The sequence below is a fragment of the Shewanella oneidensis MR-1 genome (genome assembly GCF_000146165.2).
GTDB classification, from domain to species: Bacteria; Pseudomonadota; Gammaproteobacteria; order Enterobacterales; family Shewanellaceae; genus Shewanella; species Shewanella oneidensis.
Map to the genome: position 1 here is coordinate 3,840,538 of NC_004347.2, position 25,621 is coordinate 3,866,158.

At 45.1% G+C, this 25,621-nt stretch carries 25 protein-coding genes; 12 read left to right on the forward strand and 13 right to left on the reverse strand.

All coding sequences use genetic code 11. The features are described 5' to 3' along the window. Positions 1-90: 90 nt before the first annotated feature. From SO_RS17215 to SO_RS17235, 5 genes are all read right to left on the reverse strand, one after another. A complete protein-coding gene (locus SO_RS17215; protein WP_011073485.1) occupies positions 91-1,290 on the reverse strand; it encodes an ABC transporter permease in 1,200 nt (399 codons plus the stop codon). A gap of 11 nt (positions 1,291-1,301) precedes the next feature. After that, the gene (locus tag SO_RS17220) at positions 1,302-2,606 is read right to left on the reverse strand and encodes an ABC transporter permease (protein ID WP_011073486.1); all 1,305 of its coding nucleotides are present in this window, start codon (positions 2,604-2,606) and stop codon (positions 1,302-1,304) included. Between the two features lie 8 nt (positions 2,607-2,614). Next, entirely contained in the window at positions 2,615-3,355 is a 741-nt protein-coding gene (locus SO_RS17225) for an ABC transporter ATP-binding protein (protein ID WP_011073487.1), read from the reverse strand. Between the two features lie 109 nt (positions 3,356-3,464). Next, on the reverse strand, positions 3,465-3,740 hold the full coding sequence (locus SO_RS17230) for a hypothetical protein (RefSeq protein WP_011073488.1): 276 nt from the start codon (positions 3,738-3,740) through the stop codon (positions 3,465-3,467). 95 nt (positions 3,741-3,835) lie between these two features. Next, the gene (locus SO_RS17235; RefSeq protein WP_011073489.1) at positions 3,836-5,095 is read right to left on the reverse strand and encodes an efflux RND transporter periplasmic adaptor subunit; all 1,260 of its coding nucleotides are present in this window, start codon (positions 5,093-5,095) and stop codon (positions 3,836-3,838) included. Between the two features lie 387 nt (positions 5,096-5,482). Here SO_RS17235 and pyrC point away from each other — a divergent pair, with 387 nt between their 5' ends. The 6 genes from pyrC to SO_RS17265 all read left to right on the forward strand — a co-directional run bounded on the left by pyrC (position 5,483) and on the right by SO_RS17265 (position 11,280). Then, positions 5,483-6,514: a dihydroorotase gene (pyrC, locus tag SO_RS17240; RefSeq protein ID WP_011073490.1), complete on the forward strand. Its 1,032-nt coding sequence runs from the start codon at positions 5,483-5,485 to the stop codon at positions 6,512-6,514. Between the two features lie 184 nt (positions 6,515-6,698). Beyond that, entirely contained in the window at positions 6,699-7,745 is a 1,047-nt protein-coding gene (locus SO_RS17245; protein WP_011073491.1) for a hypothetical protein, read from the forward strand. Positions 7,746-7,876: 131 nt separating this feature from the next. Then, positions 7,877-8,239 carry a nuclear transport factor 2 family protein gene (locus tag SO_RS17250; protein WP_011073492.1) on the forward strand — a complete coding sequence of 121 codons (363 nt, stop codon included), beginning with the start codon at positions 7,877-7,879 and terminating at the stop codon, positions 8,237-8,239. Positions 8,240-8,435: 196 nt separating this feature from the next. Continuing rightward, positions 8,436-8,882 (forward strand): hypothetical protein, encoded by a 447-nt coding sequence (locus tag SO_RS17255; protein ID WP_011073493.1) that lies wholly within the window; start codon positions 8,436-8,438, stop codon positions 8,880-8,882. 513 nt (positions 8,883-9,395) lie between these two features. Then, on the forward strand, positions 9,396-9,689 hold the full coding sequence (locus tag SO_RS17260) for a DUF3144 domain-containing protein (protein ID WP_011073494.1): 294 nt from the start codon (positions 9,396-9,398) through the stop codon (positions 9,687-9,689). Between the two features lie 205 nt (positions 9,690-9,894). Next, a complete protein-coding gene (locus SO_RS17265) occupies positions 9,895-11,280 on the forward strand; it encodes a transporter substrate-binding domain-containing diguanylate cyclase (RefSeq protein WP_011073495.1) in 1,386 nt (461 codons plus the stop codon). Positions 11,281-11,308: 28 nt separating this feature from the next. On the opposite strand, the gene SO_RS17270 is transcribed toward SO_RS17265, so the two are convergent. Beyond that, positions 11,309-12,214: a glucosaminidase domain-containing protein gene (locus tag SO_RS17270; protein WP_011073496.1), complete on the reverse strand. Its 906-nt coding sequence runs from the start codon at positions 12,212-12,214 to the stop codon at positions 11,309-11,311. 573 nt (positions 12,215-12,787) lie between these two features. Then, positions 12,788-13,012, reverse strand: coding sequence for a hypothetical protein (locus SO_RS17275; RefSeq protein WP_011073497.1), 225 nt, complete (start codon positions 13,010-13,012; stop codon positions 12,788-12,790). A gap of 880 nt (positions 13,013-13,892) precedes the next feature. On the opposite strand from SO_RS17275, the gene SO_RS17280 reads away from it, so the two are divergent. Both SO_RS17280 and SO_RS17285 read left to right on the forward strand, forming a co-directional pair. After that, complete coding sequence (locus SO_RS17280) at positions 13,893-14,678, forward strand: 5'-methylthioadenosine/S-adenosylhomocysteine nucleosidase (RefSeq protein WP_011073498.1); 786 nt, start codon at positions 13,893-13,895, stop codon at positions 14,676-14,678. Between the two features lie 117 nt (positions 14,679-14,795). Continuing rightward, positions 14,796-16,064: a NupC/NupG family nucleoside CNT transporter gene (locus tag SO_RS17285; RefSeq protein WP_011073499.1), complete on the forward strand. Its 1,269-nt coding sequence runs from the start codon at positions 14,796-14,798 to the stop codon at positions 16,062-16,064. A 187-nt stretch (positions 16,065-16,251) separates the two neighbouring features. On the opposite strand, the gene SO_RS17290 is transcribed toward SO_RS17285, so the two are convergent. The 3 genes from SO_RS17290 to SO_RS17300 all read right to left on the reverse strand — a co-directional run bounded on the left by SO_RS17290 (position 16,252) and on the right by SO_RS17300 (position 18,611). Next, positions 16,252-16,635 carry an MAPEG family protein gene (locus tag SO_RS17290; RefSeq protein ID WP_011073500.1) on the reverse strand — a complete coding sequence of 128 codons (384 nt, stop codon included), beginning with the start codon at positions 16,633-16,635 and terminating at the stop codon, positions 16,252-16,254. Between the two features lie 98 nt (positions 16,636-16,733). After that, positions 16,734-17,558 carry a cobalamin-binding protein gene (locus tag SO_RS17295; RefSeq protein ID WP_011073501.1) on the reverse strand — a complete coding sequence of 275 codons (825 nt, stop codon included), beginning with the start codon at positions 17,556-17,558 and terminating at the stop codon, positions 16,734-16,736. Positions 17,559-17,573: 15 nt separating this feature from the next. Next, entirely contained in the window at positions 17,574-18,611 is a 1,038-nt protein-coding gene (locus SO_RS17300) for a DUF2235 domain-containing protein (RefSeq protein ID WP_011073502.1), read from the reverse strand. A gap of 425 nt (positions 18,612-19,036) precedes the next feature. On the opposite strand from SO_RS17300, the gene SO_RS17305 reads away from it, so the two are divergent. After that, complete coding sequence (locus SO_RS17305; RefSeq protein ID WP_005054087.1) at positions 19,037-20,239, forward strand: IS256-like element ISSod4 family transposase; 1,203 nt, start codon at positions 19,037-19,039, stop codon at positions 20,237-20,239. A gap of 102 nt (positions 20,240-20,341) precedes the next feature. Here the strand turns inward: SO_RS17305 and SO_RS17310 are convergent, their stop codons facing one another. Together SO_RS17310 and SO_RS17315 are read right to left on the reverse strand one after the other, a co-directional pair. Beyond that, complete coding sequence (locus SO_RS17310; protein ID WP_011073503.1) at positions 20,342-20,608, reverse strand: hypothetical protein; 267 nt, start codon at positions 20,606-20,608, stop codon at positions 20,342-20,344. Positions 20,609-20,856: 248 nt separating this feature from the next. After that, entirely contained in the window at positions 20,857-21,867 is a 1,011-nt protein-coding gene (locus SO_RS17315) for a sugar-binding protein (RefSeq protein WP_011073504.1), read from the reverse strand. Between the two features lie 412 nt (positions 21,868-22,279). On the opposite strand from SO_RS17315, the gene nfsB reads away from it, so the two are divergent. From nfsB to SO_RS17330, 3 genes are all read left to right on the forward strand, one after another. After that, positions 22,280-22,933, forward strand: a complete 654-nt coding sequence (nfsB, locus tag SO_RS17320) for an oxygen-insensitive NAD(P)H nitroreductase (RefSeq protein WP_011073505.1) — start codon at positions 22,280-22,282, stop codon at positions 22,931-22,933. Positions 22,934-23,242: 309 nt separating this feature from the next. Continuing rightward, a complete protein-coding gene (locus SO_RS17325; protein ID WP_011073506.1) occupies positions 23,243-23,887 on the forward strand; it encodes a DNA-J related domain-containing protein in 645 nt (214 codons plus the stop codon). A 251-nt stretch (positions 23,888-24,138) separates the two neighbouring features. Further along, on the forward strand, positions 24,139-24,891 hold the full coding sequence (locus SO_RS17330) for a thiol:disulfide interchange protein DsbA/DsbL (RefSeq protein WP_011073507.1): 753 nt from the start codon (positions 24,139-24,141) through the stop codon (positions 24,889-24,891). Positions 24,892-25,051: 160 nt separating this feature from the next. Here the strand turns inward: SO_RS17330 and SO_RS17335 are convergent, their stop codons facing one another. Continuing rightward, positions 25,052-25,579 (reverse strand): cytochrome b/b6 domain-containing protein, encoded by a 528-nt coding sequence (locus SO_RS17335; RefSeq protein WP_011073508.1) that lies wholly within the window; start codon positions 25,577-25,579, stop codon positions 25,052-25,054. Between the last annotated feature and the right edge of the window lie 42 nt (positions 25,580-25,621).

The following is a 25,621-nucleotide window of genomic DNA, read 5'->3' on the forward strand; positions in this document are numbered from 1 at the left end:
AGTATATCCCGAGCAAATTTATTAACCTTAAAGTAACAAAAAGTGCAATAACATCCTACTGTTATCACACTTAATGCTGCTCACCTTACGCTACACCGTGCGGGTTGCTGTCGCCGGAGATATCTTGGCAGCCTTGCGTGCAGGTAAGTACACAGCAAGCGTTGTCACCACAAATAATCCCACAACGGTGAATAATGGATAGGAAAGCGCCAGCATAGGTAAGCTATACAGACTCATCAATTGCTGGCCTAACTGAATAGCTAACAGCACACCTAGAGTGCCACCCAACAGACAAAGTAGATAATTTTCCACTAAGAAGTAGCTGATAATATCGCGCTTCTTAGCTCCTAGCGCACGGCGAGTGCCAATTTGCTTAGTGCGGCGCTGAATATTAAACATCACCATCCCCGTTACCCCAAGTGAGGTAATCAACAGCAGCAATACCACCATCATGGTCAGCACGGTTGCCATTAACTCATGGTCACGGTATGCCTCGATACGACGCTCACTTATGGTGGTAAAGCCTTCAATCACCCGGCTCGGATACTCTTTATGCAAGACCTCGGGGATGACCTCTTTTAAGCGCGCAATATCACTTGCCTTAGCTCTGACTAAATAACGTTTATAGTCAGCGGGATAATTTACTGACAACACAGAGCTATACTCTACATTGCTGTTATCCACCCAAGCCGTTTGTAAACGCTCCACGACCCCTATCACGACATAGTGCTGCGATCCCATATATACGCTCTTTCCGAGTGCAGAGTCATTCGGCCACACCTTATCGACAAAGGCTTTAGTGACGATCATCTTGCCACCATCCTCTAACAGTTCAGTGGTGATCTCTTGGGGATAGAAGTTACGTCCTTCAACTAACTTAAGCCCTAAGGAGTCGATAAAATGCTCATCACTCATATACATGCCGGTATTGGGCGTGGATTTAGCGCGCTCCTCTGGCCCTAGGGTAAAATTACTCGACCAACCGCCACCGCTCAGGGGAGCCATGGAACTCGGCGCAACATCGATAACCCCAGGTATAGCACGTAGGAGCTCTAAATCCCGTTTATCCTGCGCAACTAAATCCGTTGATTTATCAAAATGATAAATACTGAAATCGAAGACTTCATTTTCAACAATCCCTGACTCACGCGCCATTAAACTCAAGCGTTCGACAATAATAAAGCTGGCATTAGCGACAATAGCCACCGACAACATAATCTGTAATAACAGGAGTAAAGGGCCACTTTTACTGCGTAATAAACTGCTAAGGATAGGTTTGATATGTAACATATTGCCCCCGATTATTGGCTCTTAAGATAAACACTTGGGTTAGTGGTACACACGCGCCAGGCAGGATAAATTCCCGCCACTATCGCCGCTAAAATGGCAATAATAGGCGCAATGAGCCACATGCTAGCATCGAGGTGAGTGAGCGAAGCCTCTAATTGAAACTTGTTTGTGAGCAAGGCAAGTGAGCCCCAGGCCCAAGCGAGGCCCAATAATCCACCGAATAATCCCATCATTGACACTTCTACCATATGTTGGGCAAAAATTTGCCCTTGGCTGGCACCTATCGCGCGGCGCACACCAATCTCGGGGGCACGGCGTAAAAACTTAGACAGTAACAAACCTAACATATTGACCAAGCAAACAATTAAGAACAGTGCGCTGAGGCCAACTAGCACTTTATTATCTTCAGGTACCACTTTATTAATGGCTAACCATTGGTCAACATCGGACAATTGCACATCGGCCTTAGGTGAGCTAAAGCGGCCCAACTGCTTTTGCTGCTCAATATATTGGCGTACCCACTGGCGATACTCTGCTGCTTGCTCTGGCGTATCGAGTTGCACCCAAAATTGCGTCCAATGCTTTTCAGAGGTCAAACGCTGAGCATAGGTATTGATACTTTCATGGCTCCAGCCATTGGTATTGCCCCAACTACCGTATTCCTCAATCGGCGCTAGGCTATAGGGCACAAACAGGGTATCGACATTACCAAAGGCGCCATTGTTAAGGTCATGATAATTAGGACTCGGCGCCCAAGGCTTAAGCACTCCCACGACCTGATAAGGTTTAGCGTTGAAATAAATCGTCTTACCCACGCTGTTTTCGCCCGCAAACAGGGTCTTATTCAACTCATTGGTCAACACAACTTCATAGCGTGCCGTTTTGTCGACACTGTCATCCCATGCCTGACCATATTGAAATTCCAGACCAAAGAGCGGGAAAAAGTCATTATTAGTGACGCGCACCCGAGATTGCAGCACAGGTAAAAAACTAGGATCTTCAGTCTGCACTGCACCGCCCGTGCGAAACATGGGGGTTTGTAGGCGCGGAATATCACTCTTAAGTAAGTTAAAGCCGTCCTGATAAGTGATCTGAGGATCAAAATAATCCCAAGCATCGGGGCCTTGGCTCCATAACTGCACTGCAAATAATTGGCTGGATTTATCCCCTGCAGGGTTGATAGACATCATTTTGTAGATGTTTAGCGTAGTGATAGTGATGCCAATGCCGATAGAAATCGCCATGATCATCAGTGCCGATAACATGGGCGTTTTTTTGATGCTACGCCAAGCTAAATCTAAGTAATAGAAGAACATAACCGCTCCTAGCCTTGGGCGTTAGCAACCAGTTTATCGACGCTGCCGAGGCTTGCGCTGCGGGCCACATTGGGTTGATACATGGTAAAGTCGCAGACTTGACCATCGACGATTTGAATATTGCGCTGGGCGCGGCGCGCCAGTTCAGGGTCATGGGTTACCATGATAATAGTGGTGCCTGCCTGATTAATATTTTCAAGTAATTCCATCACTTGACGTGCCATTAAACTGTCGAGGTTACCGGTTGGTTCGTCGGCGAGTAAAAACCGTGGCTCACCCGCAAGTGCACGGGCAATCGCCACCCTTTGTTGCTGACCGCCAGATAATTGGGTAGGTAAATGCTTCATGCGGGCAGCTAAACCGACTTGCTCCAGCGCCTGTTCCACGCGGCGGTTACGCTCTTTGGCGCTAAAGCCACGGTAACGCAGTGGCACTTCAATGTTTTCGGCTAAATTAAGATCGGGGATCAGGTTAAAACCTTGGAAAATAAAGCCAATTTTCTCATTACGTACGGCGGCGCTTTTGTTATCACTGAGGTTTGAGACATTGATGCCATCTAAAAAGTAATCCCCATGGGTAAAGCCTTCGAGTAAGCCTGCAATATTTAGAAAGGTGGTTTTGCCCGATCCAGAGGGCCCTGTCACCGCCACAAACTCGCCCTCGCTCACCTCAAGATTAAAATCCCGCAGCGCATGGGTTTCCACTAAGTCCGTTTTAAAAACCTTACTGATATTCTTCATTGATAACATTTTAATTTCCTTAATTAATTTTATCTTTGCGCGTAAACGGCTAACTAAAAAGCGCGGGGACTTCAATTTATCTTGAGCATGTAACAGACGAAGCAGAGGAAACCGCTTATCAGCCCACAAAGATGCCGATAATGAACCCACTCAACTTACCGAACAGCCAATCGAGGCAGGAAAATAGCAAATGCATACTCTCCATCGTGACATCGCCAATTAAACGCACCTCCTCTAAGGGATTGCTCCATTCCAAAATATTTAACCCAAGGAAAAACCAACTATTGGTCTCACCAATACCCAGTTCTACCGCAACAACCAATAACGCTAAGGCGAGGACGCTAACCAACTTGGAGGACATCAACACACTCTTATCAAGGTTTTTTTGGCGCATAATTGGCTCCTATTTGCTTATCGCCGTCGTTTTTTCAACCATGGCGATACTAATTTCATCAATTTGATTAATAAGTAATTTTTTACTATCGGTCATCAATGTATTTTGACTTGTTCAGCATGATTGAAAGGCTCAACGCTAGAAATCACCCATACATCACTCGCTTTACCACCTTCAACCACTTCCACCTGACTCATGCTGGTGCTACCCAGTTTAATCTGGCGACGAGTCGCAATATCCCCTTCAACTTGATACACCTCATCACCACCGCTGGTCATAAAGGCGCCGCGTTTGACCATCAACACATTATCCCGATGTTCGAGCAGCACTCTGGCGGAGATCCGCTGGTTTTGGCGTAACTTAAGACTGTCATTCTGGGTAAATTGCACTCGTGCAGTGACCTCGCGATTACGCACCTCGGGAGAAATGGAGGATAATTTGCCAATCAGTTTCACCTCACCAAAACTCAGCTCAACCTCCATACCGAGCCCGAGTTCATCGGCGTAAGACTCTGGCACCGCAAGCTCGGCCTCATAGGCACTTAAATCCACCACGGTCAAAATAGGTTGGTTTGCGCTGAGGTGGTTTTTTTGCTCCGTTAGCCAGTTACCTATGATGCCGTTTACGGGTGCTTTGATATTTAAGGCTTCGACTTGGCGTTCTAATTCACGCACCGCTAACTGTTGGCGCTCAACTTCGAGTGCCTTATTTTTTACCTCAAAGGTTAAGGTGTCCTTGGTTAGCGCCACTTCCTGCAAAGCATGTTCAAATTTCAATTTGGCCTTATGCAGATCATCTTTGCCCTTTTCATAGTCAATCTGTCCGATGAGCTTACTTTGAATAAGCAGTTCACCACGGCGACGTTCACGCTCTGCCGCCTCCAGATCCACCTTGGCCATATCTAAGGTTTGATTTGCCTGCAATTGGCTGCGTCTCGCATCTAACTTGGCGCGCTCTAAGGCACTTTGCATACCCGCTAAAACTGATTGAGCTTGCTCAAGGGCATTAGTCAATCTTGGACTGTCAAGCTTCGCCACCACATCCCCGCGCGCCACGTTATCTCCAGGATTACTCAGGAGCGTAACAGTGCCCTCCTCGGTGCTATACAAAATAGGCGCATTAGCCGCAACGATTTTGCCTGTAGTGGCGACATCGCGAGTAAGGGTGCCCACATGCAAAGTGGCTGTGGTGAGCTCACTTCGGCTGATGGATTGACTCACTTTATCGCTACTGAAACTGGCCCACACTAAGGCGCTCACTAATAAGGTGCAGCCACCAATAATCAAGGGCAACTTAAGACGTTTGGCTGTTGATGGCACAAGGAGGGTATCTTGGCCGCTGGTATCTTTAATCATGGCGTTTCTCGCTTCCCTGTCGGATGGTGCTGTGTACCTATCACAACGGACACTATTAAAATTCAATATCCAGTAATAGCAACGCCTATGCCAAAAACACTAAAACATTATCTTTCAAATAGTTAATATAATTTATCGATAAAAGTGTCCGCGGACACCTCGGTCGCAAACTAAAAGTGTCCGCCTAGTTTTACAAAAGTGTCCGTTCGAGATGAGAATGGCCGATGGTAGGAGTACTGCACTCAGTAAAGTATAAGTAGCCAGTCGCTCAACTTGCGTTAACATTTTTATTCGCCAAATGGCAGAGTTTCCCTTTACAGCTAAAACCTTGCCACATAAGATCCTGCCACCCTCGCAGCAGACATATCGAATAAGATGAATCGCCCTATGAAAACACTCACAATTACGCGTCCTGACGACTGGCATATTCACCTAAGAGACGGCGCCCAATTAACCGATACCGTTCGCGACATCAGCCGCTATATGGGCCGCGCGATCGTCATGCCTAACTTAGTGCCCCCCGCGATCGATACCGAAACCGCCTTGGCGTACTACGATCGCATCAAGGCGCGAGTGCCCGCAGGCTCGCAATTTGAGCCCTTAATGGTGCTGTATCTCACCGACAAAACCAGCCCAGACGAAATCCGTAAAGCTAAAGCCTCGGGCAAAGTCTTTGCCGCTAAGCTCTATCCTGCTGGCGCGACGACGAACTCAGACTCTGGCGTCACCGATTTAAAAAATATCTACCCTGCCCTCGAAGCGATGCAGGAAGTCGGCATGTTGTTTTTAGTGCACGGCGAAGTGACTGACTCATCGATTGATATTTTCGACCGTGAGCGCGTGTTTATTGAGAATATCTTGAGCAAGATCGTGACTGATTTTCCAAACCTCAAAATCGTCCTCGAGCATATCACCACTAAAGATGCCGTCGATTTTGTGACTCAAGCCTCTGATAATGTGGCCGCCACGATCACCGCGCACCATTTACTTTATAACCGCAACCATATGTTGGCTGGCGGTATTCGCCCGCATTTTTATTGCCTACCGATTTTAAAGCGCAATACTCACCAGCAAGCACTGTTAGCGGCTGCAGCCAGTGGCAATAAAAAGTTCTTCCTCGGTACTGACTCGGCGCCACACGCGAAAGACCGCAAAGAGGCCGCCTGCGGCTGTGCGGGTTCTTATACTGCCCATGCGGCAATTGAGCTGTATGCCGAAGCCTTTGAATCGGTGAATGCGCTGGATAAATTAGAAGCCTTTGCCAGTTTTAACGGCCCAGATTTTTACAATCTACCCCGCAATAGCGATACCATCACCTTGGTGAAAAAAGCGTGGGACATTCCCGCAAGTTATCCGCTTGGCGACACAAATGTCGTCCCCATCCGCGCTGGCGAACAAATTGATTGGCAGGTTGAATAAATCTGCTCTCGAAGATGTTGCAATCGATGCGTTAACCTTCAGTTAATGAACATCGGAACTGCTAAAAGTCGCTTCTGGGCGACTTTTGATTATCACCACAATTTTTGCCATTCGCCGCCTGATGCGCGAGTATATCTCACAGAAAATCAAGCCCTAACGTATTATCTTTTTTAGGAGAAAAAGTATGTACACAAGGATGTTATTAAACATTGTGTCTTCAAGCCTGATGATTGTCGCAACGTTTTCTTCCACAACGTTTGCGGCCGATGAACTCACAGGCGTTTGGCAGGGGCAACTGGGTAAAAGTAAGGTCAGAGTCTGCTTTAACCAATACGGCACTGGCAGTTATTACTATCAAAAATACCTCACTCCAATTCGACTCGAGCTGCAAGATGGCATCTGGAAAGAAGAAAACAACACCGGAAACTGGCAGTTTGATACCACAACGCCTCAAAAACTGAGCGGCCACTGGTTTAAAGACAGCGCCAGCAAGTCACTGCCAATTCAACTTGAGCGGCAAATCAGCTCCGATAATATTGTTGATTGTGGTGCCGATGCCTACAACCTACCACTCGAAACGACACCTTCACTTAGCCGTGGAAAGTGGCAAAACTATCAAACCATTGAGTATCGTCCACTGACCTTTGGCACTGATATAGGTATCGAATTTAAAGGCCAACAAACTGGAATCGCTTCTATTAATCAATTCCTTGAACACAAACTAACCGATGAAGCCCAATTATCAGATACCTTTGAGACTCGCCGCCGAATGCTGGCACAAATGGGCAGCTTTGTGGCTGACGAAACCTTTGCTGAACCGATTTTTATCAACCAACATTGGCTCAGTGTGCGCTTGTATCGCTGGGCGGCAGGTTATGGTGCCAATGGGGTCAGCCAAGAGTTTGTCAGCTTCTCGCTTGCAGATGGAAAACCTTTCCATCCTTGGCAATGGTTTATCGAAAATGAACAGCCTCAAGCTCTGCCGGAGAGTATGAGTTATCCGTTACCACAAGCACTTAAGCAAAAGCTGTTTGCCGATATCACGCCAAACGCAGAATGCCCCACCTCCGACGGCTCTGGCTATTATCAGCTGACCCTTGAAGCAAATGGAATTAAATTTTGGGAAACTCCCCGTGGCGACGGCTGTGAGCAGGAGTTTATTTTAAGTCCGCAGGAAGCGATGCCCTTTGCCACTCAATGGGGTAAAACACAGCTTAAGTTATTGGAATAAATTACGTATTACAAAAGTACGTTAGTGGGAAAGTAGGCTGTAATGGTGATAAATATAATGATACCAAAAGCGCTTTCCCACCCAACACAGCAACGCATTTCAAACTTACCCGTTTCAGTAAGGGATCATCTTTGAGCAATTTAACTGTAAACAGCGTGACGGCCGAAGCCTTAGTGCAAGCCCAGTTGGAAGCCTACAACCAACATGACCTTGCCAACTTTGTATCACAATTTAGTGAAGATATTTGCATCTATCGTCCACCCGCCACAGAGCCCGTTATTCAGGGTAAAGCTGCTTTTCGCTATTTCTATCAAAATGAACGCTTTAACTTGCCGCATTTACATGCCGAAATCCTCAACCGTATGGTCGTCGGCAATAAGGTCGTGGATCACGAACGGATCAGCGGCATACACGACGAGCCTTTTGAAGTGATGGTGGTATTTGAGGTGAGTGATGGGCTAATCCAAAATATGTGGAGTTTTGCGACTAGTTGATGGGTTATCGGGCTTTACTTGATGCATGATTGAGCCGCTATAAAGCACTCCGCATCTTCCGAGTAAAGCCTTGCCTGAACAGCATCGTATCTCGATACGTCAACATGCCCGAGTAGAAAATGGCTAAAGACCCACTACACTTAACCATCTAAATTCGCCATAAACAAGGCGCACTTCAATAGCAACGAGGGAACACATGAACGCTAAAATCATCTTCACAGCAAGTATTGCACTATTGCTATCCGCAAATAGCCACGCCATTAACGATGAGTATCGCAAGTTACTTGAGCGTTCAGGCTGTACCCAAGTATCCGAAATGCAAGGCTGCGATATCCACAAAACCAAAGAGGAAAATGCCAAAGCAATGGCTACACCCAAAGCCGCCGATGACGCTATAATTCCCAATGCCAAACAATGGCTTGCAACTGCCAGTTCAGGTGCAACGGTTGCCAAGATTCAAATCGATGATAAACATCAGGTTTGGGTTAACGGCAAACAGGTAAAATCAAGCCAAAGTGGTGGAGCAATCAAATTCAAAGACGGCATGGTAGAGTACACCATTTATCCCGATGCCAGCTCGAATAAAGACAGTGTGTGGATTGATAAAGATGCAGGATCACAAGGCCCGATTACCGCTAAGTAACGAGTGGTAGCAGCCTACACTCGTCATCCCGCTACCATAATAGTGGGTAAGCATTCCCTTGTAGAACATAAATGTTCGCCAGCATACGCGATGAGCCCTTTGATACCATGGTCGTTTTGAAAGTATCGAATGGGCTCATTCAATCTATAAAGCGTTTGCCACCCACAGAAGGGGTGGAAATGACTCTTCATATCCCTGAATCTCAAAGCGCCCTTTACAGCATGAGTCAATCACGGGCTTCTAACATTGACCTCTGATGCTTACACAGGCTGGTTAACCCAGTTAGGATTAGCTTTTCTAGAATGGTTAATCAGCCAATGTTTATCAGAAAAGTGTTACACCTATCCCATATTTACTTTCGACGACTCATTTTAACGTGAAATCAACGGATTCTGTGAGGTGGATGACTGTCCCTTGGCCGCAAAATACCTTAGGGTTAGTCGTAATAGCCAAAAGGGTAACAGCCAAGCGCCCTTTTTCTTTAGCCACTTTGCCTAACAACAGGACTTGCTGATGTCTAATAACGAAAACGCCTTTTACGCCCGCGCCACTGAGTTGATTAAGCTCGCTAACCAGCAAAACCAAAACACCGAAATCCAAACCGGTGAAGTCAGCGCTTCCTTTATGTGGGCCCTCGCCCGCTACAACGCATGGTTTGGCTCCACCAGCTTTGAAACCAAAGAACAAATGCAGGCCAAAAAGCAGGAAATGATGGACTACTATATGGATCGCTATAAAGAGATGCTCGATGCCAATATGGAAGACTATATCGAGAACTTCGACCACTACCGCGCAACGCAAAAGTAATAGTTCCTCCACCATGGCATCCCAAAAGGTATGGTTGAAAAGATAAACCACGCCATACCACTCGCCTGAATCTGCAAATCAATAACCTCGCAATTTTGCGGGGTTATTTGTATTCATCCCAGCTCAATTCCATACTTTCTATTCAACAGTATTAATGGAAAACTAATCTCTCATGTCGGATGAGGCCTATCAAGGATAGCTACGGATGAATTATCGCTTTGCTCAATGCTTGTCATGCATACTGCTCATACTGTGCACGCTCCTATCGAGTTCAATCGGCGTTGCAGCCGAAAGACAAAAGTTGATCATTGCCAACTCAAAAGCATGGAAACCCTATTCCTACATCGACGAGCAAGGCAAGCCATCAGGCATATTAATCGACCTATGGATCGCTTACGGCCAAGCGAATAATGTTGATATCGAATTTCAGCTTATGGATTGGAATGACTCTCTGCTGGCTGTTAAGTCTGGAAAAGCGGATATCCATGCAGGGTTAATTCGCTCACCCGTAAGGTTAGAATATCTTGATTTTGATGAGCCTCTTCTAGAAATCGACACACAGCTTTACATGCACCAAACACTGCTTGGCGACAAATTACAAGATCTACTCGCAGGACGATTGGATACTGCTGTCGGGGTGGTTAAGGGCGGATTTGAACAAGAATTTGCACAACGGCATTTTCCTCAGTTGTCTTTGATCGAGTACATTGATAATGACTTAATGATGCAAGCCGCAAAACGCGGTGAACTCGATGCCTTTATCGCAGATGCACAAGTCGGCAACTTTTATATTCTGGTAGCTAATGGCGCGAAAGAGTTTATGCCAGCACAATTTCTCTATTCAGAGCCTCTTCGTCCCGCCGTTCGAAAAGGCAATCAAGCATTACTAAGTCAAATCAATCAAGGTTTTAAAAAGCTTAACACGCAAGAAAAGAATCGAATTCTAAGTCGTTGGATCCATATTGAAACCGTTTATCCTCGCTATCTTATTCCTGCTTTGGCTGCTGGAATATTGAGTGCAGGATTATTTTATACCCTGCAATTACGTCGCACGGTAAGAATACGCACACGTCAGCTTGAAGATGCAAACCATAAATTGACCCTGCTCGCCCAGACAGATAGCTTAACGGGCATTCATAATCGCCATTACTTTTTTAACCAGTTAAGTGACACGCAAGATCTGGCTAGCAGCCTAACGTTAATCGTATTTGATATTGATGATTTTAAGTCGATTAATGACACCTATGGACACAGTGCAGGGGATAATGCAATTTGCCTTATTACCACTTGTGTGCGTGAAGTCCTTGAGCCTGAGATGCAGTTTGCCAGAATTGGGGGTGAAGAATTTGCCATTTTAGCGCGAGACAAATCGGCACAAGCATCACAGCAACTGGCAAAACGTATATGTCAGCAAATAGCACAAAAAAAACTCCCATTAGCTTCAAATACGCTGATTTCATTAACGGTAAGCCTTGGATGTGCCTTTTATCCTACGCCAGACAATCCATTCACTCTTAATGCCGCAGATAGTTTGATGTATGAAGCAAAGCGTAAAGGGAAGAACCAAGCCGTTTTCAGAGAATTCTGCTAATGGATTGATTAGGTGTTCACACAAATTGTTAGTTTGTTCTTGTAAGTAAATGCAATGGCATATCATCATTTAAATAGGCCTCATCTGCCAAATAAAGCTTATTGGTGCGGATCATCTTCCGAATCATCTCAACATAGGCGTGCCCACGCTCCGAATATCTGTCTAAGGTGCCAGCGAGTGCAGTCCCCGTAATCATTTGATTTGCATGCCTTGATTGGGCACGAAGCTGACGCATTTTGTAATAGGCGCTATGGGTATTTAAATTCAATAAGTATCCTTCAACGGAGGCTAAGGGAGTCTCGAATCGCGCAAGTCCGTAGCGCCCCATCCCTTGACGCTTCTGCTTAGGCTCCATACCATTACCATTAAAATCCCACTGACCAAACAAGGCATTACCTTCAAGCGTAAAGCGCGATGTTCCCCAACCACTCTCCTTTGCCGCTTGAGCCAGCACTAACGAAGGAGGCAAAATATCGACCCGTTCAAGCAAGGCTTGTCTATGGGATGCTAATAACGGCTGTGTTGGATTGCTGATGACCTTGTACTTAACAGCTAAAGCAATCAACTCTGCGTCATCTAGGGGGGCAGACATCACCTGTTGCCGTTCTTGTAACACTTTCTCATTAGCTAATAACACTAAGGGGGTCATCAATCTAAAAAATACCATTTTCTTTTGTTTTACAGGAAGTTGGTCTGATACCGACCGCCATCCCTCACCTACGGCATCAAAGGTTATTCTGGGTACCGATTTATTCCCTCCATGAAAATTTTCAGGGGTGTAATTAAGAGATTCAAAAAAGAGCATCAGTTCATCAATTGAATTAATACTCACATTGACAGGTTTAAGCTCTGCAGGCTGTAAAGATTGCTGCTCAGGCGCCGATTGAAATCCAACACCATCCCCCCCTGTGAGAATCGACAATTCCTTGAGCATTCACTTGCATATGTGAAGGCTGAATTAAAGAAGATAATCCCATAATAGGCAGCATTGTTGCCTGGCAATTAGCCAAGGGATAGCAAGCAGTATCAGAGTGAATTGCAAAGCCACTAGTGAATATCTTATTTAGTTTAAGATTGTTGCTGCTAAAGTCGGTTGCCGACAGTTGAGGCGACAATATAGACAATACCATCGACATGAGCATTGCTAAGGGCAGTTTACACTTTATCAACATGGAATCTCTCTGGAGTAAAACAATCGCAATCCGACTAGCCAAAACACAAGGGGCGAAAGGTAACAAGAAAAACCTGACAATTTGCTTAATAGATAGACAGTTTATCTAGGGCATGTTGACGTTTTGAGTGTGCAAACGCACTTTACTGGCTCTTGATAAAAAAGAGATGAGTTTAAACCTAACTAACCGCTGGGTTTTATCCAGCCACGACCAAGAATAAGACATCAGAAACTCAAAGAGGGGCAAATAATCCTATTTGCCCCTCTGATGCTGTGGCACAGTGACTAAACCGTTTGTTACTTATGCGCAGCAAGAACAAACGCAGTAAATCGCCATTATTGAGTACATGTCTTTGTTGCTTGGCAATCTGCAGCTGCCTGCTGTTTAAGTTGCTGAGCATATTGCTCCGCCGCCGCTTTTGCCTTTCGCGCTTCCACCTTATGCTGCACATCCTCAGCTAAAGCCTTATCAAAGGTCTTCATGCCAAAATACTCGGAAGCATCCTGATAAATAAACCAAGCGCCAAAGGCAACCAGACCATAGGTCAGTAGACGTAACATGGTATTTAAACCTCAAAAATGGTATCGACTTCTGCAATATAGCTGAGGTTTTTGATAAATAAAACTGTCAAATTAATGACCAAAAACAGTCAAATAAACACCATTAATCAATAGGATATAAAAAAGTAAACACCTTAAATTACATGGTTTTAGCTATTTAAGATAAAAGTTGGCACTAAGCTGTCAAAATTAACAATTTATCAAGAAGAATGATCGATTATTTGACAAGAGCCCTTAGGTGACAAAAAACCACAACTCACTTAACTAACGTCAGAAAATCGGCGATAAAATAATCAATTCATATTTTTGACATAACAAGCTAGCCGCGGCGATAGCCATTAGCCTTAACTTCCGTTTCAGCCTCAGTGCCTACCGTCAAAATGTGAAATATGAGGGCTTTATCATGCTGTCTTTGGGATATTCATTTTCTACGATTGCTCAAAAAACAGGAAAAGTGGCTATACATGGCATTTATGCCTAGGGCGTGTTGATATTTCGAGATTAAATTTTGTTCGTTCTGGCAAGCTCGTGCTCGCGAAACGAGGAATAACGCGAAGTTATTCTACTCAAAGGCTTAACAAGCATCCGTCCCAAAAAGATCGACTGATTAAAGCTTGCTCACTCGCGTAATTGACTAACCTAATATTCTGAAAACAGTTTTTTGAATTTTTTAGTTTGTTAATTTATCGTTTTTTAGCCTTAAGACGCGTGCTAATGAATCTTCTTAAAAAACAACTGCAACGACCTTTAACATCAAAATATGCTTATATTTCAATCGGTCCATCATCTTGAACATAACAATTTACTCACAGTCCCCTTGTTTGTTCCACAAAGTGAGGATTGCTAACATTCCCGCACCGCCCCTTTTTAAAACATCAATATGCAAAATCCCCAACAAGTGTCAGCCAGCAAAACACTTTCCCCTATTTTGGTTCAAGGAGCGATGGACATTGAAGTTGAGACCTTAATTGCCGCCCTTGGCAAGGTCACTGTCAACACATTTGGATCATGGACGTTCTGGGAGGGTGAACTGAGTGGCCACCCTGTCGTGGTCTCCCGTACTGAAATAGGCTTAGCAAACGCGGCGGCAGCGACCACACTGGCCATTGCCCACTATCGACCCAAGCTAATCATCAATCAGGGCACCGCTGGCGGCCATGATCCTAAGCTGTATCGCGGTGATATCGTCATCGGTGAAACCAGTTTTAATATGGGTTCATATCTCACCAAGTTAACCCCAAAGGGTCAGGGGATTCATCCTACCCAATGGCAAAACTTCGATATGACCATGTACCTGCGTGAAAACGGCGAGGTGGTCAAGCATAACCACTTTAAAGCTGATCCAGCCTTAGTGGAGGTGGCATTATCCCAAGCACATCACTACACCAAGGGAAATGTAGTGAAGGGAATAATAGGTACTGGTGATGAATGGAATCGCGAGCTTGACCGTATCAATTGGTTACACCACACCTTTGGCACCGCAGTCGAAGAAATGGAAACGTCCGCGGCGGCGTTAGTGGCAGAGGCTTACAAACTCCCCTTTGTCAGCATTCGCATATTGTCAAATACCGATCAACACGACCAGGACTGTGACCCGCAGACCGCAGTGGATTGCCAGCAATTTGTACTGAACATCATACAGCAACTGATCAACACCACTAAATGAGTGACTAGGGCGGGATAAAGCCAACGCTAGCTTATCGCCCATCCACAGTGAGCTTGGCCAGCACTTTTGCACTGCCAAGCCTGCGTTTGTTTCGCTATTCCAATGTAGATTAAATCCATGCAAATCTTAGTTAGCCTCTTAGGCATCATCACCTTACTTGCTGTGGCATACCTTGCCTCTGAAAACCGTAGAGCCATTAACTACCGCACTGTCGGCCTCGCCTTTTTACTACAATTGGCCCTAGGGGCATTTGTAATGTACTCCGCGCTGGGACAATCGATGATATTCTCGATGGCTGCTGCCGTCTCCAACGTCATCAGCTACAGCAATGACGGCATGTCTTTTATGTTTGGCGGCCTTGTCAGTGATAAAATGTATGAGCTATTTGGCGCAGGCGGTTTTGTCATCGCTTTTAAAGTGCTGCCAATTATTGTGTTTTTCTCAGCATTGTCGGCGGTGCTCTATTATCTGGGAATAATGCAACTGGTGGTCAAAGCCGTTGGCGGGGCGCTGCAAAAACTGCTCAACACCAGTAAGGCAGAATCCATGTCGGCCAGTGCCAACATCTTTTTAGGGGTAACAGAAGCGCCACTACTCATTAAACCTTATATGCCGCGTATGACTCGCTCAGAGTTATTTGCAGTAATGTGCGGCGGTTTAGCCTCAATCGCGGGCACTATGCTCGCGGGCTATGCTCAACTAGGCATAAAGATGGAGTACCTGCTCGCGGCCTCGTTTATGGCAGCTCCCGGCGGCCTTCTGTTTGCTAAGCTTTTGATCCCACAAACAGAAACAATCAACGATGCGCATCTACAGCTCACAGAGGAAAATCAACCTCGCAATCTACTTGATGCCGCCACCACAGGCACCATGAGCGGACTTTCCCTCGCCCTCGCGGTAGGCGCAATGTTGTTTTCATTTATCAGTTTAGTTGCCTTATTCAATGGGATGCTCGGTGGTATTGGCGCTTGGTTTGGCCTCGAGGGTCTCACTTTGCAACAGATCCTCGGCTACCTGTTTGCACCACTGGCTTGGTTAATGGGCATTTCTTGGAATGAAGCCATGCTGGCGGGCTCTTTTATTGGCCAAAAGATTGTGATCAATGAATTTTTTGCCTACATCAACTTAGCACCTTACCTGTCAGGTGACGCCCTAGTCGCAACCACAGGGCAACCAATGTCTGAGCGTACTCAAGTGATCTTATCTTTTGCGCTGTGTGGTTTTGCCAATATAGGTACTGTGGCTATCGCAATTGCTGGGATCGGTGGCCTAGTGCCAGAGCGCCGCGCTGAAATCGCCTCACTTGGCCTAAAGGCCTTGGCGGCGGGGATTTTATCTAATCTTATGGCGGCGACTATCGCGGGATTATTTATGAGCTTAAGCTAACGCAGCCATCAATGCGGCGGCCCTAGCTGCCGCATTGATATCAAACTGCCTCGTGACCAAGGCTAGGCAGATAGGGTGAAATCGAGCACTTATCAAAAAATGCTTTTCAACCAATCACTTTTAAGATGTTAACGCTGAGATGTTAATGCTCTACAGCGTCCAGCACTTATTTGTAAAATGGCGAGCATTAAAAAGCTTGAAAGAAAATCCCAAAGGCACTGAAAATCGCCACAAACCAAGAGAGAGATCGTAAGGTGCCTTTATTCAATAGATATAAAATCTGATACGCAAAGCGCGCCACAATATGCACAATCGCTAACCACTCGGCCGTGGGCGTCACTTTGCCAGTTGCGATTACAGTCAACACCGCCAAGCCAAATATCAGCAGTGATTCAAAGGCATTTTGATGCCCCGCTAATGCCCGAGCACCAAATCCCGTTAACTGCGCCTGCTGGCTACGAGGATGATGGTTATCATAACCCCCCGCTTTGGCCATCGCCCACGCCACAGGACCTTTAGCTAAATACGGCAATAGCATGGCGATAAACAAACAAGTCAGTAATGTATTCATAGGGCTTCCTTAGCCAATCGCACATAATGGAATAAATATATATTAAACAATATATTACAGCGCTCACAGCGTTAAATCTAACAGCAGGAGGCGAGCGATTAACGCGCCTTATCTAAGGCATCGCAAACAGCCTTTACACCAAGTAAAGCTCTGGGCGTCGCACGGTGTAATAAATCGGCATTTAATTGATAAATATGCTGGTTTTTAACGGCAGGGATTTCGGTCCATTTACGCCAATCAATCCCTTTAACATTACCTTCTTCTTCGCTTTGTAAAATGACCTCGGGCAAGGTCAGTAACACATTCTCAAGACTCACCTGCGGATAATCACTCGCCGCATCATAAAAGACATTTTTCCCATGGCACACGCCAATAATCTGCTGGATCCAACTGTTTTTAGCAACTGTCATTAAGGGCGTCGACCACAGCTGATAAAACACTTTTGGCTCAGATTTAGCGGCGTTTTCATTGCGTAGTCGAAGCAGCTCGCGGCGATAATCCGTTGCCACTTGATTAGCCAGCTCCACATGCCCCGTTAATTGGCCTAACTCTTCGATTTCTTTGGCGACATCTTCAAGCGTTTGTGGGGAACTGCTGTACAGTTTAAAACCTAAGCTTTTGAGTTGATTAATATCTTCAGCCTTGTTCCCCGTATCCCACACGACAACCAGGTCGGGATTAAGCTCTAATACGCGCTCAATTTGAATGCCATAATAGCCACCAATACTAGGGATTTTTTTCGCCGCTTCGGGGTAATCCGCATAATCTGTAGCGGCCACAATCGCCTCCCCCGCGCCAATGGCATAGAGCATTTCAACGGCGTGGGGTGACAACGCAATAATACGTTTTGCTGGCTCAGCCATCGCCGCTATGGGTAACAGGGTAAGGCTGAGACTGAGGGCAATAAAGCAGCGCATTAACATTAAATTCCTTATTATTTAATCGATTAACTCTTGTGGCCAACCGAACTTTTCAAGGTAAGCCTGCAGGTTTTTAGGCCGATACTTGGGATCTTGCTCCCAACGCACTTTGACCGAGCGATGCAACAATACTGGCGCAACATCGGGATCAAGCGGCCGCAAATACGGCTGCTTAATTCGATAAAAACTGCGGCGAGAATCGTGCAGCGTCGCCAAGGGATTAGGGCGCAAACCAGCCGTTAAATGGGGCTCGAGACTTAAATTAAACCGCTCAGCCTCAGCTATCATCCACGCAAGGGCATTATCCGACAGTAAAGAGCCATCCTTATCAGGCAGATAACTGCCGCCAACATTGCTATGGGCACCCGCAAACCATACTTGCTGCATATCCATATTGTCGCGCAATTGCCAAATGGTCGGCTCAAAATCGCTGCGATGCTCGTCTATCGCCAAGGCATGGCGGGCAACACGCACATTGCGGCCAATTTTAGTGTCGTAAAACTCGTCTTTATCTTCAAATAAGCCGAGGAAGGAAATCGGGATCCCCATGGCGCCCACAGTATCCCACACGCCGACAAACTTAATCTCCCGCGATTCGTGGCAGTGTTCATGCCTAAACTCAACGGATTTATCGCCGCTTGGGGCAAAGGGCGCACTGCTTTTTTTATAATGGTCAAAGGCTTGCTGGATAAGCCGAGCTTCCGGACGCTTTAGAATACCGCAGTTATTAATAAGGCCACACAGGCAGCGCACTGTATAGGCGCCGCGGCTAAAGCCAAAGAGATAAATCTCATCACCGGGCGAGTAGTTTTGCACAATATAGCGATAACCATCCATGATGTTTTTATGCAGTCCACGCCCCGTCGCGCCGCCAATCACTTCATCGTAATAGGAGCCAACACCCCAGTCGTAAAACACTTGCTGAGGTTTACCATCGGCCGCAATCGGGCTAATAGCCCGCGCCAGACGCAGCACATTGGTGGGAAAATCCACCTTAAGATCTTTCTCGGGTCGATTCCACGTGCCGTCGGCACAAATCACAATACGTTTATTCATCGCATCATCCTTGAGGCACTGATGCCCAATCTCGCAGGTAAAAAGCTGTCGATACAGACGCTAACGGGTTTTACCAAGGAATCACCGCCTCGATAGCCTTGTTTGCTGGCGATTCAAGACGGTAAAAGCTCATCTTGCTTTACATGCTAACGTCGCAGCAAAAAACCTATACTGACATAAAACCCTCAGCTAACAAATTGGAACAATAAAATGCAGTTACAGTTTGCATGTGTAACGTTCAAACGAGAGAAGATTAATGCTGTCTCTAACAAGGAATTGGACAGTTCCGAGTTAAAGCCTTAACTCTAACTAGTTTGTTTCGGATTAAAAATTCTATGGAGATAACGCCGCCAGCACGAGCAAGCTTTGGTAGTGTTCATAATTCTGTGTCATTTCAGTAAAATATTCAAAAACAGGAATGACACATGACCCAACCTTTTAACTTCGAACAAGCCCTTAAAGATCTGCAATCAGGTAAAAGCCTCACAGGTAAAGACAGCATTCTTGGCCCACTGATCAAGCAACTCACTGAAGCGGCTCTCCAGGCTGAGCTTGAGCAGCATTTAGCGCATGATCCTCAGCCTAATCGTAAAAATGGCAAAACCCCTAAGACCATTAAGCATCCGTCCGGTAACTTTGAGTTAGACGCGCCTAGAGACCGCAATGGCACCTTTGAGCCTCAGTTGATTAAGAAAAATCAAACTACGCTAACCGATGAAATCGAACGTAAAGTGTTATCGATGTTCAGTATAGGTATGAGCTATCGCGATATTAATCAACATGTTGAAGATATGTATGGGCTCAATGTGTCTAACGCAACAGTCAGTGCTATCACTGACAAACTCATCCCCGAACTTAAAGCGTGGCAACAGCGCCCATTAGATAGCCATTATCCTATCGTGTGGCTTGATGCGATACATTATAAAGTCAAAGAGGATGGGCGTTACGTCAGTAAAGCCGTTTACACATTGTTAGCGCTTAATATGAAAGGAAAAAAGGAAATTTTAGGGCTTCACTTATCCGAAAATGAAGGCGCTAATTACTGGCTATCCGTACTGACCGATCTTAATAATCGTGGTGTAAAAGATATTCTTATCGCCTGTGTTGACGGCTTGACCGGTTTCCCTGAGGCCATAGCCAGTATCTTCCCTCATACGGAAACACAGCTATGCGTTATCCACCAGATCCGCAACTCAATGAAGTATGTCGCCTCAAAAAATCAGAAAGCGTTTATGGCTGATTTAAAGCCTGTGTATCGAGCCGTGAGTAAAGAAGCCGCAGAGATGGCATTGGACGAACTGGAGGCCAAATGGGGTGATGCTTATCCGCTGGTAATCAACTCTTGGCGTCGCAAATGGCATAATTTGTCCCATTATTTTAAGTACCCAGAACATATCAGGAAAGTGATTTACACGACCAATGCAGTTGAGGCTGTGCATCGCCAATTTAGAAAGCTCACCAAAACCAAAGGTGCATTTCCTAATGAAAATAGCTTGTTGAAGCTACTTTACGCAGGCATATTAAACGCCTCAGATAAATGGACCATGCCAATCCACAATTGGAGCCTTTGTTTATCACAGTTAGCGATTTATTTTGAAGGGCGTTTAGATAGCGTGCTAGAAATTTAAAAATTAGCCTGACACAGAATTTTGAACGCCCTCGCAGCTTTGTCGTGGGGGCGAAGCCGGAGCAAAAAAGACGTCGCCATGCCTAGCCTTGGTAGACATATTTTACTTGAAGAACTCATTGATCCAAGCGACATGGCTTTTGTTGACATTTTTTAAAGGAGCCAAAGAGTTAAAATCTAGCTCCCAACGTTTAAATAATACGAACAACTGGTTTATTGTACTCTGCGATACTGGCTCATTTAGCTCAATTATTAAATCCAAGCCGCGGCCAGTTACCGACTGATAATTTGGCAGAGAGTAAATCCACTCAAAAAACTTATCTTCATCTTCCTGACACCAGAAACTTGGCCCTTTTACTGTAATCTGCACGAATTTTCCTAGTATGGCTAACGCCCGCCTAAGGGGCTGACAACGCATAACACCAAACTCAAACACAGCAACCGTAACCATCGCGGCTCATTGGGACTGGAAACGCTACGCGTTGACAGTCCCTATTGAGGCGTTTGTTAGCCGCGTTTCCCAATTATGCGCTTTGCTCTTTCCAATACATGATCAAAAGTCATAATCGATAGATTATGCACACACTAAAACGCTCTCAAGAACATAGGCTCTAGGCATTACATTCCTGCACGCTTTTCACAGGTATTGAAATTCTGTGGGGTACAAAAGGTGACAGGAGTGTAAATGACTTCTTCATATTGTTGTTTTGTGACAATTTTATAAAGCGTCAAAATTGCCTGCCTGCCCATTTCATAGGGATTTTGACCGACATTGATATGCGCAAGATTATCTTTCAACATCGTCAATTGCTCAGGAGAGGTGTCAGTCATAACAATCACGACTTCCTTATCATTAATTTTTTCTTGAAATGGGGCAATCATGTCACGGTAGAGCGCATCATTATTTTGCGCCCAACCTCCAACCGCAATAAACGAGTCTGCTTTCACCGGCTTGCCTTTCATAACAGACTCCATTTGCTTAACGGCTTGACTAAGTTGGTCAAAATTAAACAAAGGTTCTCTCACTTCAGTCCAGCCCTGCTCGTTATTAAGTAATTTCCCTGGGGGAATATCGTATTTTTTTCCCGACAAAGCAGAGCGAACTCCCATCAACCGTAAATTCAAATTGGGGGAATCAGGGCGCCCAGACTGCATGATAAGCATGCCTCCATTAGGCCGTAATTTTTTTAACTCTTCACCTAATGACTTACCTAGTTCAAAATTGTCAGTGCCGATATAGGCTAAGCGAAAATTCTTAGGATCGCCGTTGATTGAAGCATCAAAGTCAGAGTCATAGGTAACAATTGGAATGCCGACTTCTTTAGCCCGTTTAAGGCTATTTTCAACGAGATATTTAGATTGGGTAACGGCAACAGCAATACCATCAACACCTTCATCAATCAGTTGATTTATCACCTGATCTTGTAATCTAACACTGCTTATTTCAGGTCCTCGATATATACATTCAACGCCTTCGATTTGAGCCGCTGCATCGATACAGCCATTTTTGCTTTGATCAAAAAAAACGCTATAAAATTTAGGCACTAAGGCTAATTTTAATTCTTTTCCATAGACAGAAGATATCGGTAATAGACCCAATGCAATAATCAACATCAGTAATCTCGCCATACATCCTCCTAAAAATAATGAGATAGCGATTTAAGCTTCACAACAAAATGTAGCAAAGGAATGAATTTAAAGACATGAGATGCTGCGATGTTCTCGCGTAAGATTGATCTAAATCAGTCATTCTCATCAATCATGCCAACTCAGCAACAGTCAACAAAGACAAATACCATTTAAAAACAATAGTATAAATAACATTAAACCGATATTAAACCAGCTTATTTGGGGTCCTTAGAATGACTCCGATCTGTTGATTAAGCTATTTTGCACTTGCTATCCTTTTCAAAGTTGAACTAACACTCGGTTTCAAAAATATTTTGAAACTGATAACCGTTTTGATCACATTGTGTTTTGCCTAAACCCGCTTAAAATGCTGTCGTTGAATTTGTATTCCCAGATGATTTGGAGCCGTTACATGAGTGATTTAAGTTTTCTCGCTAAAAAGCGTTACACCACTAAGGCCTTTGATCCAACTAAGATAATTCCTACCGATAAGATTGCCGACATCAAGACCTTATTACAGTTCAGCCCATCATCGACTAACTCGCAGCCGTGGCACTTTGTGCTGGCAGGCACAGCTGAAGGCAAAGCACTGATCGCCCAAGCGACTGAACATTATGCATTTAATACCCAAAAAATTCTTGATGCTTCCCACGTAGTGGTACTTTGTACTCGTACTCAACTCGATGAAGCACACTTATTACAAGTGCTTGAACAAGAAGCAAAAGATGGTCGTTTTGCGAATGAAGAAGCCAAACAAGGTCAGCATAATGGCCGCTCATTCTTTGCCAATATGCATAAATTTGAGCTAAAAGACGCCCAGCATTGGATGGAAAAACAAGTCTATTTAGCGCTCGGTACGCTGATGTTAGGTGCAAGTGTACTCGATATTGATGCCTGCCCAATCGAAGGTTTCGATGCCACGAAACTCAATCAAGTCTTAGGCTTAAGAGAAAAAGGCTTGTGCGCTTCTGTGGTTGTAGCGTTAGGTTACCGCTCAGAAGAAGACTTTAACGCTAAGTTACCTAAGTCGCGTTTAGCGCAAGAAGTGATTTTTACCGAAATTTAAGCAGTTACGCCTAAACTCACACCGTAAATGCCCTTGTTTTGCACAGCAAACAAGGGCATTTTTATTATTCGTCCCAAACACTCACCATAAGGAATTGACGTCGTTAAAACTAACTAAGGTAGGAGTGTTCTTGGGCTAAATTGCTCTAAAATCCATCTTTGCCTACACTTTGCACTATGGCATAGTGTACCTATAGCTCGCTAAACGTAGCGAAAATATAAGATAAAAGCATTAATAATCTTATAGATAGAAGTACATCTTACTTTTCGCCACACTTGCTTGATAACAACTTAGGATGGGACTGTCAGTATGCTACTCGCTAAACCTTCACTCAGTGCAGAAGCTCAATCGGCAAGGCTTTCGACCACTAAGGGAGACAATCCGTTAACCTGGCCAGTACTATCAGTGTTACAAGCCTCTAATCAAAGTTGGAAAATCCACCACCTCGCCACCGAATTGCAAAACAGAGGGCTTATCCATCAGTTAGATGAAAATCCGGGTAATGATTTGTTTAAGCGTAATTTTTTACTGATGAATGCCCTATTCGAGTTGCAAGAAATTCTGCTACCTAAGCAATGGCTGCAAGTTAAAGCGATGGAAATCCAGATTTTCCGCCTCGTGCCATCAAACGTTAACTTATTGATAATGGAAGATACTTCCCTGAGAGAATACTATCTTGACTGGAATAACTACGACACCAGTGAAAACGTTGTGCGTGAGTTATTAGAGGCCTTCTGGAGCAGCTATAAGAGTTATATTGGCCTCAATGTAAATTTAATGCACAAAGGCCATGCCCTAAGGATATTTGAGTTAGATGAAAGCGCAACGCCAAGGGATATTCGTAAACAATGGCGTCGCCTAGCGCTGAAATGGCATCCAGATAGACCCGAGGGGGATGCTGCGCGATTTAGAGAAGTCTGCGAGGCTTGGCAATCGCTGCGGGATATTGCTTAGCTAATACTGATATATCTGTGATCCCCTTTGCAGTCTTGCAAACTTCTATGCCTAAACTCCCGCGGGATCACAGATTTAGTCTGATATCTGCCGCCTAATTCAGCGATAATTAAGCATCCCAAACTAACCTAAAACCATCTTCACGCTGGTATAAAGCGAGCGTAATTTCAAGACTGGATCAGCTTGCCCACTATCTAAGGCACAACGCATATCCATGCACTGAATTCAATCTAACCGACTTTGAGGGTTCTATGATCAAACCAATCGCCTTGGCTGTCGCCTTAATCGTTGCACCATTTAGCACCTTTGCCGCAAACTTTGTTGAAGGCACTCACTACACTCAAATTTCTGACAAAGCACTGAGCAGCGAACCCAAACTCACCGAGTTTTTCTCCTTCTATTGCCATAACTGCTTCAATATGGAAACCAATTATCTGCCTGATATCAAAGCTAACTTAAACAAAAGCATTGCATTTGATAGCAAGCATGTCGACTTTATGAACAGCGCTTTAGGGACTGAAGTCATGCGCTCGCTGGCAGTCATCCAAGATCTCGATAATAAAGATGCACTAACCCATGCAATGTTTGCAGCCATTCAAGGGGAAGAAGGCGCTAATGGCCATGACCACAGCGCACCTGGGCACAAGCACGAGTCACAAATCAACAGCCGTGACGACATTAAACAAGTCTTTGCTAAGTTTGGTATCGACGCAGCTAAATACGACAAACTTGCCGACAGCAAGAGCACCGAGGAAAAGTTAGCCCTGTGGCGTGCCCAGCAGAATCAATTTCGTATTGAAAGTGTGCCAGCCTTTATTGTTAACGACAAATACGCGGTTAACCTAAGCAGTATCAGAACTCTAGATGAGCTGATTAGTTTAATTAACTACCTTGCCGTCGAAAAAGATCCACAGCCAGCAAAAAGTTCTGGTGGTAGCCTAAACTGGTTATTCTTAGCCTTTGCTGCCGTCTTCGCCCTTAGCCGTCAAACACGTTTGAGCTAACAGCTTAACCAATATAAGCCTCTGTTTTTTTGCAAATGGATGCTTTAGCGGACTGACAAGTCTCAATCAAAAATAAATCGATACTTGTCAGTCCACGCCATTATTTAGCGCCAGATAAACTCCCTCAAGTTGAACCTAAAAGCTCAAGCGGTAACGGAAGTTATTGCCGAATAAACTCAATGATATGTGTTGCTGCCAACACAAGATGTAAGACTAAAAAGCCAATAAAAGCATCGGCACAAATTTGATGATAACCACGCCAAGTCATCGCCAGTGGGCTACCTTGATAAATAAACCATACGACGCCAGTTAATCCTGTCGCGACTAGCAGTATCATCCCAATCCCTTCGATAGTACTAAACAAGCCTTTGCCACCTGCTACGGGGAGTTTGCCTTTAAAAAGGCCTTTAATGTCCTGCGCCAGTTGCCCCCAATCCCCCACCAACCAAGCAAAATACTGGTGCCATTTGCCTTGGAGGCTATTACGCAACAAAAATAAAATCCCTAACGCTGAACACACCAATCCTAGGTAAACATGCAGATAATCCCAAACGCCAGCATTAGTGCGTAGGTTTCTACCGATAAAAATCCACGGACTGGTGCAGACGAGTATCCCAGAGAATAACACTATCCAGACGTGCAAACGCGCCAACAAAAAATCGAATACCTGGGTTAATTTGTTCGACATATAGGGTTACCCTCGATAATCGGCATTAGCCTCACCCGCCCG

What these genes read in the sequence shown, in the direction of transcription:
- SO_RS17265 (WP_011073495.1), top strand. Translation starts at nt 9,895, where the DNA reads ATGAATTATCGCTTTGCTCAATGCTTGTCATGCATACTGCTCATACTG.
- SO_RS17270 (WP_011073496.1), bottom strand. Translation starts at nt 12,214, where the DNA reads ATGCTCAAGGAATTGTCGATTCTCACAGGGGGGGATGGTGTTGGATTT.
- SO_RS17330 (WP_011073507.1), top strand. Translation starts at nt 24,139, where the DNA reads ATGATCAAACCAATCGCCTTGGCTGTCGCCTTAATCGTTGCACCATTT.
- pyrC (WP_011073490.1), top strand. Translation starts at nt 5,483, where the DNA reads ATGAAAACACTCACAATTACGCGTCCTGACGACTGGCATATTCACCTA.
- SO_RS17315 (WP_011073504.1), bottom strand. Translation starts at nt 21,867, where the DNA reads ATGGCGAGATTACTGATGTTGATTATTGCATTGGGTCTATTACCGATA.
- SO_RS17235 (WP_011073489.1), bottom strand. Translation starts at nt 5,095, where the DNA reads ATGATTAAAGATACCAGCGGCCAAGATACCCTCCTTGTGCCATCAACA.
- SO_RS17275 (WP_011073497.1), bottom strand. Translation starts at nt 13,012, where the DNA reads ATGTTACGTCTACTGACCTATGGTCTGGTTGCCTTTGGCGCTTGGTTT.
- SO_RS17220 (WP_011073486.1), bottom strand. Translation starts at nt 2,606, where the DNA reads ATGTTCTTCTATTACTTAGATTTAGCTTGGCGTAGCATCAAAAAAACG.
- SO_RS17225 (WP_011073487.1), bottom strand. Translation starts at nt 3,355, where the DNA reads ATGTTATCAATGAAGAATATCAGTAAGGTTTTTAAAACGGACTTAGTG.
- SO_RS17230 (WP_011073488.1), bottom strand. Translation starts at nt 3,740, where the DNA reads ATGCGCCAAAAAAACCTTGATAAGAGTGTGTTGATGTCCTCCAAGTTG.
- SO_RS17215 (WP_011073485.1), bottom strand. Translation starts at nt 1,290, where the DNA reads ATGTTACATATCAAACCTATCCTTAGCAGTTTATTACGCAGTAAAAGT.
- nfsB (WP_011073505.1), top strand. Translation starts at nt 22,280, where the DNA reads ATGAGTGATTTAAGTTTTCTCGCTAAAAAGCGTTACACCACTAAGGCC.
- SO_RS17285 (WP_011073499.1), top strand. Translation starts at nt 14,796, where the DNA reads ATGCAAATCTTAGTTAGCCTCTTAGGCATCATCACCTTACTTGCTGTG.
- SO_RS17260 (WP_011073494.1), top strand. Translation starts at nt 9,396, where the DNA reads ATGTCTAATAACGAAAACGCCTTTTACGCCCGCGCCACTGAGTTGATT.
- SO_RS17255 (WP_011073493.1), top strand. Translation starts at nt 8,436, where the DNA reads ATGAACGCTAAAATCATCTTCACAGCAAGTATTGCACTATTGCTATCC.
- SO_RS17295 (WP_011073501.1), bottom strand. Translation starts at nt 17,558, where the DNA reads ATGTTAATGCGCTGCTTTATTGCCCTCAGTCTCAGCCTTACCCTGTTA.
- SO_RS17325 (WP_011073506.1), top strand. Translation starts at nt 23,243, where the DNA reads ATGCTACTCGCTAAACCTTCACTCAGTGCAGAAGCTCAATCGGCAAGG.
- SO_RS17245 (WP_011073491.1), top strand. Translation starts at nt 6,699, where the DNA reads ATGTACACAAGGATGTTATTAAACATTGTGTCTTCAAGCCTGATGATT.
- SO_RS17300 (WP_011073502.1), bottom strand. Translation starts at nt 18,611, where the DNA reads ATGAATAAACGTATTGTGATTTGTGCCGACGGCACGTGGAATCGACCC.
- SO_RS17305 (WP_005054087.1), top strand. Translation starts at nt 19,037, where the DNA reads ATGACCCAACCTTTTAACTTCGAACAAGCCCTTAAAGATCTGCAATCA.
- SO_RS17280 (WP_011073498.1), top strand. Translation starts at nt 13,893, where the DNA reads ATGCAAAATCCCCAACAAGTGTCAGCCAGCAAAACACTTTCCCCTATT.
- SO_RS17290 (WP_011073500.1), bottom strand. Translation starts at nt 16,635, where the DNA reads ATGAATACATTACTGACTTGTTTGTTTATCGCCATGCTATTGCCGTAT.
- SO_RS17335 (WP_011073508.1), bottom strand. Translation starts at nt 25,579, where the DNA reads ATGTCGAACAAATTAACCCAGGTATTCGATTTTTTGTTGGCGCGTTTG.